Origin of the sequence: Pararhodobacter zhoushanensis, from assembly GCF_003990445.1 — a bacterium.
Taxonomy (GTDB): Bacteria; Pseudomonadota; Alphaproteobacteria; order Rhodobacterales; family Rhodobacteraceae; genus Pararhodobacter; species Pararhodobacter zhoushanensis.
This window is the reverse complement of record NZ_REEZ01000001.1, coordinates 547,350-560,440: the sequence shown is the minus strand read 5'-3', so window position 1 is coordinate 560,440 and position 13,091 is coordinate 547,350. Positions and strand designations below refer to the sequence as shown.

General features: G+C 65.3%; 15 protein-coding genes. 12 read left to right on the top strand and 3 right to left on the bottom strand.

What is annotated here, in order from left to right:
* Positions 1–13: 13 nt before the first annotated feature.
* Entirely contained in the window at positions 14–895 is an 882-nt protein-coding gene (locus tag EAE28_RS02685; protein WP_127104269.1) for a hypothetical protein, read from the bottom strand.
* Between the two features lie 107 nt (positions 896–1,002).
* Here EAE28_RS02685 and EAE28_RS02680 point away from each other — a divergent pair, with 107 nt between their 5' ends.
* Together EAE28_RS02680 and EAE28_RS02675 are read left to right on the top strand one after the other, a co-directional pair.
* A complete protein-coding gene (locus EAE28_RS02680; protein WP_127104268.1) occupies positions 1,003–1,617 on the top strand; it encodes a MarC family protein in 615 nt (204 codons plus the stop codon).
* Between the two features lie 76 nt (positions 1,618–1,693).
* Positions 1,694–2,302, top strand: coding sequence for a retropepsin-like aspartic protease family protein (locus tag EAE28_RS02675; RefSeq protein ID WP_127104267.1), 609 nt, complete (start codon positions 1,694–1,696; stop codon positions 2,300–2,302).
* Here the strand turns inward: EAE28_RS02675 and EAE28_RS02670 are convergent.
* Complete coding sequence (locus EAE28_RS02670; protein WP_127104266.1) at positions 2,299–2,787, bottom strand: RrF2 family transcriptional regulator; 489 nt, start codon at positions 2,785–2,787, stop codon at positions 2,299–2,301. The genes EAE28_RS02675 and EAE28_RS02670 overlap by 4 nt on opposite strands.
* A gap of 278 nt (positions 2,788–3,065) precedes the next feature.
* Between EAE28_RS02670 and EAE28_RS02665 the strand changes: the two genes are divergently transcribed.
* The 10 genes from EAE28_RS02665 to EAE28_RS02620 all read left to right on the top strand — a co-directional run bounded on the left by EAE28_RS02665 (position 3,066) and on the right by EAE28_RS02620 (position 11,814).
* Positions 3,066–4,010 (top strand): DMT family transporter, encoded by a 945-nt coding sequence (locus EAE28_RS02665; RefSeq protein ID WP_127104265.1) that lies wholly within the window; start codon positions 3,066–3,068, stop codon positions 4,008–4,010.
* A gap of 191 nt (positions 4,011–4,201) precedes the next feature.
* Positions 4,202–5,620 (top strand): cysteine--tRNA ligase, encoded by a 1,419-nt coding sequence (gene cysS, locus EAE28_RS02660; RefSeq protein WP_127104264.1) that lies wholly within the window; start codon positions 4,202–4,204, stop codon positions 5,618–5,620.
* A 112-nt stretch (positions 5,621–5,732) separates the two neighbouring features.
* A complete protein-coding gene (gene cimA / locus EAE28_RS02655; RefSeq protein ID WP_127104263.1) occupies positions 5,733–7,400 on the top strand; it encodes a citramalate synthase in 1,668 nt (555 codons plus the stop codon).
* 61 nt (positions 7,401–7,461) lie between these two features.
* The gene (locus tag EAE28_RS02650) at positions 7,462–7,863 is read left to right on the top strand and encodes a hypothetical protein (protein WP_127104262.1); all 402 of its coding nucleotides are present in this window, start codon (positions 7,462–7,464) and stop codon (positions 7,861–7,863) included.
* Positions 7,860–8,063 (top strand): helix-turn-helix transcriptional regulator, encoded by a 204-nt coding sequence (locus EAE28_RS02645; RefSeq protein ID WP_127104261.1) that lies wholly within the window; start codon positions 7,860–7,862, stop codon positions 8,061–8,063. Before EAE28_RS02650 ends, EAE28_RS02645 begins: the two co-directional genes overlap by 4 nt.
* On the top strand, positions 8,060–9,043 hold the full coding sequence (locus EAE28_RS02640; protein WP_127104260.1) for an alpha/beta hydrolase: 984 nt from the start codon (positions 8,060–8,062) through the stop codon (positions 9,041–9,043). Before EAE28_RS02645 ends, EAE28_RS02640 begins: the two co-directional genes overlap by 4 nt.
* A 45-nt stretch (positions 9,044–9,088) precedes the next feature.
* Positions 9,089–9,844 (top strand): squalene/phytoene synthase family protein, encoded by a 756-nt coding sequence (locus EAE28_RS02635; RefSeq protein ID WP_127104652.1) that lies wholly within the window; start codon positions 9,089–9,091, stop codon positions 9,842–9,844.
* Positions 9,845–9,982: 138 nt separating this feature from the next.
* Positions 9,983–10,438, top strand: coding sequence for an SRPBCC family protein (locus EAE28_RS02630; RefSeq protein WP_127104259.1), 456 nt, complete (start codon positions 9,983–9,985; stop codon positions 10,436–10,438).
* Positions 10,439–10,440: 2 nt separating this feature from the next.
* A complete protein-coding gene (locus EAE28_RS02625; RefSeq protein WP_127104258.1) occupies positions 10,441–11,049 on the top strand; it encodes a nucleoside/nucleotide kinase family protein in 609 nt (202 codons plus the stop codon).
* A gap of 264 nt (positions 11,050–11,313) precedes the next feature.
* Positions 11,314–11,814 (top strand): BLUF domain-containing protein, encoded by a 501-nt coding sequence (locus EAE28_RS02620; RefSeq protein WP_127104257.1) that lies wholly within the window; start codon positions 11,314–11,316, stop codon positions 11,812–11,814.
* Positions 11,815–11,827: 13 nt separating this feature from the next.
* Here the strand turns inward: EAE28_RS02620 and EAE28_RS02615 are convergent, their stop codons facing one another.
* Positions 11,828–12,979 (bottom strand): ROK family transcriptional regulator, encoded by a 1,152-nt coding sequence (locus tag EAE28_RS02615; RefSeq protein ID WP_127104256.1) that lies wholly within the window; start codon positions 12,977–12,979, stop codon positions 11,828–11,830.
* Positions 12,980–13,091 lie beyond the last annotated feature (112 nt).

Below are 13,091 nucleotides of genomic sequence, written 5' to 3'. Positions count from 1 at the left end.
TAAGGTCTGACGTTTAATTACCTGCCGCTGCGACTGCGTGGCAAGGCGGCGTATCCAGATACGGCCCCGGTGCCGCCAGAAGCGCGAGAGCGGCTTGTGGCGCGGTGCTCTGCGGCGGCAGACAATTGTCTGACATAAAGGATTCCAGCGCGCCGGTGGTCTCTGGTCGGTCGGTGCCGTCCATCAGGCCCGGCTGATACCCGCGCAACGTCAACGCCACTTGCACGGCTTGAAGATCGCCTGCGGAAAGCGCCGCGTTGCGCGTCTCGTCACCGGCTTGCGCGGGCGACAACCACCCCAGCTGTTCGACCCGCTGCAACACGCCGTCGCGGAACTCGACCGCGCGCAGTTCAGCCCCGACAATCGCGCAGGCGCGGCAACCATCGGTCAAGTTCTCCATCAGCACAAAGCGCTGCAGGCCACCCGATTCACGATGCCCGGTGACGCGAAGCCGCGAGTCGCCAAAGGCCTGCGGATGGGCGGCCCGCAGGGCCCGCGATTGCGGGTCGTCGGGGTTTTCGGCGGTCAGCGTCTGCGGCAGCAGCGCGCCCCGTGCGCCGTTCACGAAGACCGGCTGCACATTGGTATTGGCGCGGAAGGGGAATTCGACCTCGGCCAGATCGACCACGCCCAGTTCAACAAAATCGGTGGCCACCCCCGGTTCGCCAATCCGCGGATCGTTGGCAAGGCGCTGCGCGAAGCGCAGGCCACCCGACGGCACGCCCGCCGCATCGAGACAGGCCCACAACGCGTCGGTGATCCCGTCGTGCTGACAGCCACCGGCAGCACCCGCCGGGGCGATGTCGAGACGGCTCAGCACGGGCTCGGTCTGCGCTGCCAGTGGAACGGAAAACAACAACGTTGCGACGGCTGCGGGCAGAAATGTATGGGGCATGAGAGCTCGAATAATCTTCGCGTAAGTCTTACCATATGGAGCTATGCTGCACTGCGTCAAATCACAGCGGCGTTGACTTTGACGCGCGGACACGGAAGCCTCTCACCATGCTTGATCTCGCGTTTCTCACCTCGGCCTTTGTGACCCTGTTCGTGATCATTGATCCGATCGGGCTGGCCCCGCTGTTCATCCCGCTGACCGCAGGCATGACCGCGCAGAATCGCCGCGCCGTGGGTCTGCGGGCCTGCCTTATCGCGGCCGCCTTGCTGACGCTCTTCGGGCTGGCGGGCGAAAGCATCCTGACGACCATCGGCATCACCATGCCCGCATTCCAGATCTCGGGCGGGGTGCTGTTGTTCCTGACCGCCCTGGACATGCTGTTCGACCGCCGCCAGCCGCGGCGAGAAGGGCACGCGTCGCAGGACGCGCCCGACCCGTCGGTGTTCCCGCTGGCGATGCCCTTGATCGCGGGGCCGGGGGCGATGACGTCGATGATCTTGTTGATGAACCAGACCACCGGCTGGGGCGGGGCGGCGGCGCTGCTGGGCGTGATGCTGGCCGTCGTCGGCTCGGCCTTTGTCTTTTTCCTGCTCGCCCCGCCGATCGAGCGCCTGCTGGGCCGTACCGGCGAGATGGTGATCACCCGCCTGCTGGGCATGCTGCTGGCGGCGCTGTCGGTGCAGTTTATCCTGAACGGCGCACGGGCGGCGGGGATCGTCTGACGCAGGCGTGACAGCCGGTATCCCTTGGCGCAGGCCCTTCGCGGGCCTACATTGAGCGAACCCCAAGGACATATGGATGCCCAGTTTCGAGCAACTCAGTGATGATCAGATCGCCCGGCTCGTCTATCTGACGATCCTTGGCGCGGTTCTGATCAGCTACATGCTGGTGGCCACACGCGGACGCATCCTGACCGTGGTGCGTCACCTTCTGCTCTGGGCGCTGATCTTCACCGGAGCGGTGGCGGCCTATGGGCTGTGGGACAACTTTCAATACACCACCGCAGCCGTGCAATCCGCCGATGGCGAGGGGCTGATCCTGCGCCGCAGCCATGACGGGCAGTATCACCTGACGCTCGACATCACCGGCCCGGATGGTCGCGTGCAACCGGTGCGTTTCATCATCGACACCGGCGCGACCGAGATGGTCCTTACCCAGCAGGACGCCGCCAAGCTGGGCTTCGACGCCGACGATCTGCGCTATCTGGGCACGGCCAGCACCGCCAATGGCATCACGCGCACGGCGCAGGTCACCTTGTCGCAAGTCACGCTGGAGGGGCACACCGCCCGGCAGGTGCGCGCGCTGGTCAATGAGGGCGCGCTGCATGCGTCCTTGCTGGGCATGGGGTATCTTGAGCGGTTCTCGCGCATCGAAATCATGCGCGACCGGCTCAGCATCACCTTTTAGGCCGCGACGGTCTTGGCCTTCTCGCAGCGCGCCTGCGACGCCCCGCGCGCAATCGAATCCAGCGCCAGGATCGATTCCAGACCCTCATTGCATTCCACCAGCTCGCCCACGGTCAGCGGGTCCAGCGTGGCATAGAAAGCCTCGACCGCGTTGGTCAGATGGCCGGCCATCCGGCACACGCCTTTGAGCGGGCAGGTGTTGTCCTTGGCCATGCATTCGATGAACGGCAGATCGGATTCGAAGGTGCGAAACACCGCCCCCACGCTGATCTCGCGCGCTGGCCGGGCCAGCATGAAACCGCCATGGCGACCGCGCAGCGTGGTGATATAGCCCGATTGCCCCAGTTGATTGACCACCTGCGCCAGATGGTTCTCTGAACCATTGATGACAGCGGCGACATCGCTTTTGCGCACGATCCGGTCCGGATTGACCGCGCAAACCATCAGCGTACGCAGGGCGAGGTTGGTTCGGGTTGTCAGGCGCATGGGCTCTCCGGGATACTGGGGGCACTGATTGATACGGGGCAGGGTCACGTTTTTTTGGCGCCATTACCTTGATTGAGATCAAATGCGCCCACGATTGGCGGTGCCGCACCTCGACCTGTTTGTGCGAGGGGGCCGCCGGGCGAAACGACGGTTGGCGCAGCCCGCGACGGGGGCGCGGCGGTTGCCGAAAAATCCTGCTCAGCGGGCCGAAGGGGCGATCTTTTCTTTCGCCTGTGAAGCGTCTAGGCTCGCCCGGAACAAGACCGGAATCCCCGCATATGCGCTCGACCATCCTGATTGCCGTCGTCTCGATGCTGGGCTGCACGATGCTTGTCGCGGGCACCTCGTTGATCGCCAAGGCGTTGGGTAGCGGGGCGCTCGGCACGGTGATCCATCCGCTGATGGTCAGTCAGGCGCGCTTTGTCTTCGGGTTTCTGGCCGTCGCCGTGGTCCTGTCCCTGCGCCTTGCCTCGGGACGCAAGGCCTGGGCACAAGGCCCTGACACGCCCAAACCCAACTGGACCCGCCACGCGGTGCGCACCCTGCTGGGCTGGACCGGCGGCGGGCTGATGTTCGCGGCGGCGGCGCAATTGCCGCTGGCCGATGTGAACGCGCTCAGCTTTACCAGTCCCGTCGCCACGATGTTCTTCGCCATGCTCCTCTTGGGTGAGCGGGTCGGTCCGTGGCGCTGGGGTGCTGCGGTGATCGCCATGCTGGGGGCGTTGGTGCTGCTTCGGCCCGGCGCGGGGGTGATCCAGCCCGCCGCGCTGCTGGCGGTGGGGGCGGCGGTCGCGATGGGGATCGAGGCCATCGTGATCAAGCGGCTGGCGACCTCGGAACCACCGGGGCGCACCATGCTGATCAACAACGCCATGGGCGCGGTGCTGTCCTCGGTTGTTGCGCTGACGGTCTTTGTCTGGCCGCAAGGCGCGACGGTCTGGGCCGGGCTGATCGGCATGGGCGTCGTCATGGTCACGGCCCAAATTCTGCTTCTGGGCGCAAACCGGCTGGTGGATGCCAGCTTTGTCGCCCCGTTCTTCTATCTCACCCTCGTCTGGGCGGCACTCTATGACATCGCGTTTTTCGGCGTCTGGCCCGATGCCGTCAGCCTGACGGGTGCATCGATCGTCATCGCGGGGGGGCTGGTGATGACATGGCGCGAGGTGCTGAATTCGCGCCGCGCGGCCGTTTCCGCCTCGGTCACGGTGCAGGCGCTGCGCTGATTGTCTTGCGCGTGCAGGGCCAGAGTGCTAGGGCAATCGCATGACAACGCTGCGCACCCTCATTTGCTGCTGCATTACCCGCTGACCGCAAGGTCGCGCGGGGCGCTGTCTTTCCCCACCCGGAAGGTCTGTCGCTAACCCCGCGCATGGGGTGTATTTGGCATGAGATCAGCACGGGAAAGGGACAGGAAATGACCGCGATCCGGCTTTACAACACGCGCTCGCGCTCGAAAGAGGGGTTCACCCCGTTCGATCCGCTCGATGTGCGGCTGTATGTCTGTGGCCCCACGGTCTATGACCGCGCGCATCTGGGCAATGCACGGCCGGTGGTGGTGTTCGACACGCTGTTCCGGCTGCTGCGCCACGTCTATGGCGATGGCCACGTCCGGTATGTGCGCAACTTCACCGACGTCGATGACAAGATCAACGCCACCGCGCTGGCCCGGCACGAGGCGGGGGCCAAAGGCACGCTAGAGGAACTGATCCACCAGCGGACCGAGGAAACAATCGGCTGGTATCACGCCGACATGGACGCGCTGGGCGCGCTGCGCCCGACGTTCGAGCCGCGCGCGACCGAGTATATCGGCGCAATGATCGCGATGATTCAAGGGCTTGTCGACAAGGGCCACGCCTATGAGGTCGAAGGCCATGTCCTGTTCGATGTGCGCTCGTATCCGGACTATGGCCGCCTCTCGGGCCGCTCGGTCGATGACATGATCGCCGGTGCCCGGGTCGAGGTCGCGCCCTACAAGCGCGACGCGATGGATTTCGTGCTGTGGAAACCCTCGGACGCCTCGCTGCCGGGGTGGGAGTCGCCTTGGGGCCGGGGCCGTCCCGGCTGGCATATCGAGTGCTCGGCGATGAGCTTCGAGCTGCTGGGCGCATCCTTCGACATCCACGGCGGCGGCATCGACCTGCAATTCCCCCACCACGAGAACGAGATCGCCCAAAGCTGCTGCGCGCATCCGGGGTCCGACTTTGCGCGGGTCTGGATGCATAACGAGATGCTGCTGGTCGAAGGCAAGAAGATGTCCAAATCTCTGGGCAATTTCTTCACCGTGCGCGAGCTGCTGGAACAGGGCTATCCCGGTGAGGTGATCCGCTTCGTGATGCTATCGACGCATTACCGCAAACCGATGGACTGGACCGCCGAGAAAGCGCGCGAGGCCGAGGCCGTGCTGCGCCACTGGCGCAGCCTGACGGCAGGGGCCGAGCCGTTGGGGCCGGACGTCGAGGTGGTTGACGCATTGGCCGACGACCTGAACGGCGCCGGTGCGATGGCCCGGCTGCACGCGCTGGCCAAAGCCATCGCCAGCAATCCGCAGAAGGATTGTTTTTACGAAAAGGGCGTTCTGCTCGCCTCGGCGCAGCTGCTCGGGCTGTTGGAACCGGGTATGGGCGATTGGGCTGAGGGCGTTGATCTGGCCCCGCTGGCCACGAAACTAACCGCGCTGCGCGAGGCGGCGATGGCGAGCAAGGATTTCGCGCCGGTCGATGCGCTGAAGGCGGCGCTGATCGAAGCCGGGGTTGAAGTGCGCATGTCGAAGGCGGGCGTCGAGCTGGTGCCGGGGCCGGGATTCGATGCGGCCAAACTGGGGGCGCTGCTGTGAGCGGCGCGCGGGTTTCGGTGTCGGAACCGGGGGTTTCACACCCCCGGACCCCCGTGGCGTATTTCGGGCAAGATGAAGCGCGCGGGTTAAGAAAAGGTAAACGGGGGGCGGTATGTCGTTGAATTCGCACGAGGCAGGCGCGCGTCCCATCGGGGGACAGCGCGAGCGGCTCTATCTGTATGACACCACGCTGCGCGACGGGCAGCAGACGCAGGGCGTGCAGTTTTCCACCCCCGAGAAGGTCGCGATCGCCAAGGCGCTGGATGGTTTGGGCGTCGATTATATCGAAGGCGGCTGGCCAGGCGCGAACCCGACCGACAGTGAGTTCTTCGAGGCGCGGCCGCAGACCAGGGCGGTTTTCACCGCCTTTGGGATGACCAAGCGGGTCGGGCGTTCGGCGGCGAATGACGAGGTGCTGGCCGGGGTGATGAACGCGGGCACGCCGGCGGTGTGTCTGGTCGGAAAGACGCATGATTTCCATGTGACGACCGCGCTGGGCGTTGCGCTTGAGGAGAACATCGAGGCGATCCGCGAGTCCGTGGCGCATATGGTGGCGCAGGGTCGCGAGGCGCTGTTCGACGCCGAGCATTTCTTTGACGGCTACAAGGCGAACCCGGACTACGCGCTGGCCTGCGTGATGGCGGCCTATGAGGCAGGGGCGCGCTGGGTGGTGTTGTGCGACACCAACGGCGGGACGCTGGCCGGTGAGGTGAGCGCGATCGTGCGGGCGGTGATCGCGGCGGGGATACCGGGCGATCATCTCGGCATCCATTGCCATGATGACACCGGCAGCGCCGTGGCGGCCTCGCTGGCCGCGGTCGATGCCGGGGTGCGCCAGATTCAGGGCACGCTGAACGGGCTGGGCGAGCGCTGCGGGAATGCCAACCTGACCAGCCTGATCCCGACGCTGCTGCTCAAGGAACCCTATGCCAGCCGCTATGAGACGGGGATCACCCGTGAGGCTATGGCGGGGCTGGTGAAGATCTCGCGCACGCTGGACGATATCCTGAACCGGGTTCCGCTGCGCTCGGCGCCTTATGTGGGCGCTTCGGCCTTTGCGCATAAGGCCGGGCTGCATGCCAGTGCGATCCTGAAAGACCCGACCACCTATGAGCATATCGAGCCCGCGCTGGTCGGCAACACGCGGGTGATCCCGATGTCGAACCAGGCCGGGCAGTCGAACCTGCGGGCGCGGCTGCAATCGGCGGGGATCGAGATCGACAAGGGCGACGACCGGCTGACGCGCATTCTGGACGCGGTCAAGGCGCGCGAGGATCAGGGCTATGCCTATGACAGCGCGCAGGCCAGCTTCGAGCTGCTGGCGCGTGCAGAACTGGGGCTGTTGCCGAGCTTCTTTGAAATCAAGCGCTACCGGGTCACCGTCGAGCGTCGCAAGAACCGATATGATCAGATGGTCAGCGCCTCGGAGGCCGTGGTGGTGGTGAAGATCGGCGATCACAAGGTGCTGTCGGTCAGCGAAAGCGTTGACGAGACCAGCACCGATCGTGGCCCGGTCAACGCGCTTTACAAGGCGCTGAGCAAGGATCTTGGACCGTATCAGGCTACGATTGACGATATGAAGCTGGTCGACTTCAAGGTGCGCATCACGCAGGGCGGGATAGAAGCCGTGACGCGGGTGATCATTGACAGCGAGGACGGGCAGGGGCGGCGCTGGTCGACGGTGGGGGTGAGCGCCAACATCGTCGATGCGTCGTTCAGCGCGCTGCTGGATGCGATTACGTGGAAGCTGGTCCGCGACGGGATTGAGCCGGTAATGTAACCTTGACGGGACATCTTGCTGCCGTTATGTAACCCTTGGGTTACTTGATGGAGGTGGCGCGATGCGGCCCGAAACGATTGCGGCGATACGGACGACGGCGCTGGGTCTGACCGGCTTGGGCTGTCTGGCCTATGGTCTGGCTGCTCTGGTGCTTGGGCGACCCGATCCCGTGGCGTGGTACTGGCCATCGGTGCTGGGGCTGTTGGCGGCGGCGGTGATCTCCGTGGCCTTCATGGCGGCGGGCCGCGCTGCCGCCACGGCCTCGAAGGACGAGCTGTACCGGTTGGTCTGGCAGCGCGCGTCGGCGCAGGCCTATTGGGTATCACTGGCGATCTTTGCGCTGTTTGCGGTACTGGGCGCAACGGGACAGGTGGTCTGGCCTGCCGCGGTTGCGGCGATGGGATGCCTGATGTCGACCGCGTTCCTGTTCCTCTTCGTGCTGCATGATCTGAGGATGCGATGAGCCTGATCGTCCATCTGGCCGAATACCGCCGCCGCGCGGGCCTGACGCAGGCGCAGCTGGCGCAGGAGGCGGGGGTCAGCCGCAAGACCATCAACACAATCGAGAACCGGGTGTTTGTGCCCTCGACCACGCTGGCACTGACCTTGGCGAAGGTGCTGGCGGTCAGCGTGCATGACCTGTTCGCATTGGAGGAAGAATGACTGTGCTCGGAAAAATTGCCGTCTCTGTTGCGCTTGGTGTCACGATTACAGGCGCGCTCGCGCTGGGATTGATTGCCAGTGACCGCCCCGTGCAGGATCTACGCGCCGAAACTGGCGGGCTGGACTTCAGCGTCTTGCAGGGTGCTGAGGTGCCAGAGTTGCAAAGCTACCGGGCGCGGGACGGGGCGGTGTTGGGGTTCCGGCGCTGGGACGCCGGGCAAGAGGGCGCGCCGCTGATCGTTGCCGTGCATGGCTCGGGCTGGCATGGCGCACAGTTTGCTGGGCTGGGGGCGGCGCTGGCCACACAGGGGTTTGACGTGATCGCGCCGGACCTGCGCGGGCACGGACCCGCGCCGCAGCGACGGGGCGATGTCGACTATATCGGCCAGTTCGAGGATGATCTGGCCGATCTGATCACGCTTGAGGCCGCGCCGGGGCAGGAGGTGATCCTGCTTGGCCATTCCTCGGGCGGTGGGCTGGTCATCCGCTTTGCGGGCGGCGCGCACCGAGGGCTGATCGGCCGCGCCATCTTGCTTTCTCCCTTCGTGCAATACGACGCCCCCACCGCGCGGCCCGAGTCGGGCGGATGGGCACGGGTGATGACGCGGCGGGTCATCGGACTGACGATGCTCAACGCGGTGCATATCCGCGCGCTGAACGCGTTGCCGGTGATCCAGTTTCGCTTTCCTTCCAGCGTGTTGGATGGCCCGCAGGGGCAGACGGCCACGCGCGCCTATTCGTATCGCCTCAACGCCAGCTTTGCGCCGCGTCGCAACTGGCAAGCGGATGTGGCCGCGCTGCCGCCCTTCTTGCTGATCGCGGGCGCGCCGGATGAGGCCTTCCGCGCCGAGGCCTATGAGCCCACCTTCCGCGCGATTACAGACCGAGGGCAATATGCGCTGACCGGGGCCACGCATCTCTCGGTGGTGGATGATCCCGAAACCGCGCAACGGATCGTCGCCTTCCTGCAAGGCAGCTAACGCGCGGGGCTGGTGAAACGCCCGCCGTCGCGCTATGCGGCGGGCATGACACCTGATGCCATCAATGCCTGCGCTGCTCTGGTTGACCGGGGCGATCCGGACCGCTTTCTGGCCGCGATGGCCGCACCTGTGGTCCAGCGTGGCCCGCTGTTCGTGCTCTATGCCTTCAATCTGGAACTGGCCCGCGCCCCGTGGGTCACACGCGAAGCGATCATCGCGCAGATGCGGCTGCAGTTCTGGCGCGATGTGGTGGCGCTTGAGGAACCCAAGGCGCATGAGGTCGCAGACCCCCTGCAGGTTCTGATCCGCGACGGGCTGCCGGTTGGGCCGCTCAACGCCATGATCGACGCGCGCGAGGCCGAGATCGGCACCTCGGCCCCGTTCGAGGATGAACCGGCACTGTGGCGCTATCTCGACGGCACGGCGGGCGCGCTGATGCAGGCCTCGGTTCAGGTGCTGGGCGGTCCGCAAAGCGATGCCGCGCGCAGTCTGGGGACCGCGCAGGGGTTGGCCAATTACCTGCTGGCAATCCCCGCGCTGGAGGCGGCAGGCCGTCACCCTCTGCCCGACGGTCGCCCCGAGAGCCTTGTCTCCCTTGCCCGGCAGGCGCGGGCACGGTTGAAGGCTGCACGTCCTGCGCTGCGCCAGTTGCCGCGCGCGGCGCTGTTGGCCGCATGGCGCGCCGATGCCTTGCTCGCGCAGGTCGAAAAGGCCCCGCAGACGGTTGCGCAAGGGTTGCTTGGGCAGTCCGAATTCGCCCGAAGGGGCAGCTTGCTGATGCGGAAACTGTCCGGCTTCTGAGCCAAGCCTCCATTGAACGGTTGACGCGTCTTGGCCCTGAGTTTACCTCAGAATTAGTTCTGTCCATTTGGTTATTTTTTTTGGCCAATGTCTCTGTTGCGTGGCTAAACTGTCTACAGCAATTTTGAGGAGACAAAGATGATCGGTCATGGCGTGCCGGGACTCGATATTCGGCAAGACCATGAGTTTGTCGCAACAGCTGCCGCGGTTTTCGCGGCGCTGACGATTGGGCTGGACGCATGGTGGCCGGTCAGCTTGCGGCTAACCGGTCAAGGCGGGCATATGCATCTTGAGCCCGAGCTCGGTGCAAAACTGACGGAACTGGGCCCCGGAGGGTCGGGCGTGATCTGGGGCGTGGTCGACGCCATTGACCCGGACCGCAGGATTTACATTCAGGGCTGGTTCGGTGTGCGCGGTGTCGTTGCCGGGCGCGTGCATTTCGATCTTGAACCCAGCCCAAGCGGCTGCCGCCTGAAGCTGGTGCATCAGGCCATTGGTCCGGTGCCCGAAGATCAGAACACCCGCTATCGCAAGATGTGGCGCGAAATTCTGGACGGGGCGCTGCGGCGCTATCTGACGGGAACTGCGGTCTGAGCATGGCTGTGCTTGCGCCTGACGCGCTTGCCGCCCTGATCGACGCGCGGCAGGCGGCGTCGGGCGGGCGGTTGATCGTAGCCCTTGCCGGGGCGCCAGCCAGCGGGAAGTCGACGCTGGTCGACGATCTTGCGCAAGAGCTGGGCACGCGGGCTGCTGTGCTGCCGATGGATGGCTATCACCTTGATAACGCTGTACTAGAGGCGCGCGGGCACCGCGACCGCAAAGGTGCACCCTGGACCTTTGACGTCGGGGGACTGGCGCGCGATCTGGCGCGGGTGCGGGCCGATGATGCCCCGGTTCTGGTGCCGGTGTTCGACCGCGCGCTGGATCTCTCGCGAGGCTCGGCCCGCGAGATCACCCCGGACGTGCGCATCGTGCTGGTCGAAGGCAATTACCTGTTGCTCAATGATCCGCCCTGGGCGGCGCTGGCCGGATTTTGGGATCTGACGGTGATGCTCGACGTGCCACTGTCCGTGCTGGAAGCCCGGCTCATCCAGCGCTGGGAGGGGCGTGCCGCCGCGGCGGACTGGATCCGGCTGAACGACCTGCCCAACGCGCGTATCGTGATCGAACGGTCGCGGCCGGCGGATGTGGTGATCGGCGGCTAAACGGCGCTTGCAGGCCGCAGGTCACGGCGTTTTCCGGCCCCGAGAGATTCCTTGACGTCACGGGCGACGGGCTGCGCTTTTGTGGTGGAACCCCCCGCTTTATTCATGTTAGCGCCCATAAGGTAAGGGTTCGCTTTGACGCATCTTTTCCAGCGTCTGTTGATGGGTTCGCCGCGGCTCGGCCTTTGATTTGTTGCGCGCGCCTTTGACCTGTGATCGCCTCTGGATCTGACATTCAGCGGCGTTGTGTGATCGCGTAAGCCCTTGAAAAGGGGCGGTAGCCATCCGTTTTTCCGTCCGGTTTCATCCTTCGATGCTGGGAGCAGCGCTATTCACTTGCACCATATCGCCTATGTCAGCCGATCGCTGGCACCGTTGGACGCATTGATGCTGGATGATATCCTCGATGCGTCGGTGCGTAATAATGAGCGTGACGGGATTACGGGTGTGCTCATGTACCATGATCAATTGTTTTTTCAGGTTCTGGAAGGTGGCAGGCAGGTTGTCGAGCTCTGTTACGAGCGTATCAAGAACGATCTGCGCCACAGCGGTGTCTCGCTGATCTGGAGCCATGTGGTTAAAGCGCGCGTCTTTGCGGAATGGGCAATGGGCTATGCGGGACCGGAAGAGATCGGCGCATACTCGGATGACAGTTTTCATTCCCTTGCCGACATTCTGCTCGGCAAAGACACTGTGCCTGCCAGCGAATGCGTCGCGCTCAGTCTTGCCCGGTTGATGTACAAAGACTTCAAGGACTGCGGCTGAGACCGCAACGGCGTCAGGTCTCGCTGAGAAACCGTGCCGCCAGTGGCAGGGCGGCGGCCCCCAGCGCGCGCGCATCGGGGCCGAGCGTGCCTTCGATCAGGCGCGGGGCGGTGATGCCGGGGGCGGGCAGGGCTTTCAGCGCCGCCTCGGTCGCGACCAGCAGGCGTGTCCGCAATGCCGCGGGCATCCAGCCGTCGATCACCATCGCGTCGATATCCAGCAGGGCTGTGGCCGTCAGTGCCACTTGCGCCAGCCCCTGCGCGGCGTCGGCCAGCCAGTCAGAGACCAGCGCTTCGGGCACGTCCCAAGCGTCGGGCGATGCCCAGAGCAGGTCTGGCGACAGGCCGTGACCCTGCAGGCGCTGCTCAAGGCCGACCGTCGAGGCGAGGTCGATCAGTTGGCGCGGCTGCCCCGCCCGGTCGAGGACGGTGAGCGATCCCAGCGCACCGGCATTGCCCTGCGGCCCGCTGCGCAACCGCCCGTCCAATGCCAGCCCGCCACCGGCAAAGAAGCCGACATAGGCATAAGCGATGTCGGCGGGCAGGGCGGTCTTGCCGAAGACCAGCTCGGCCTCGCAGGCGGCGCTGGCGTCGTTCTCCAGAAATACCGGATAGGGCAGGGTGGCCGAAAGATCGTGGCGCAGATCGGCCGTGCGCCAGGCCTCCATCGCCTGTTCCGAGCCGCCCGGCCAGTCCCACAGCCGGAACGGACAGGCGATGCCCAGCCCGGCAAGGCGCGGTTGCAGCGCGGCGGGCAGCTGGGCGATCAGCTCATCGGCGGCGAGTTGGGCAAATCGCAGGGCGGCGTCGGGCGTCGGCCAGTCGTGGCGACGCAGGCGGCGACCCCGGATCTGGCCGGTGAAATCAACCAGCAGCATCTCGTTCGAGCGACGGCCGATCTTGAGGCCCAGAAAGAACGCGCCATCCGGGTTCAGCGCCATCGGGACCGAGGGCTGACCCACCCGCCCGCGTTGCGGCTCGCCTCGGGTCAGCAGCCCTTCGGCTTCCAGATCGCGCAGGATGACCGACGCGGTCTGTGCCGACAGCCCGCTGAGCCGCGCCAGCGCCGCGCCGGGTTGCGGACCGTGGCGGCGCAGCAGGGTCAGCAGCAAACGGCCATTGGACTGGCGCATGCTGGTGGCGTTGGTCGCGTGAGAGGTGTTCATTGGCGGGTCTCCTGTCGCTGACCATGCGAAGGGGGCGGGGGGCTGTCAATAGATAAGTCAGAGTGATTTATTTATTGACAGACTCACCCGTTTCCCGCGAAGACAAAGCATC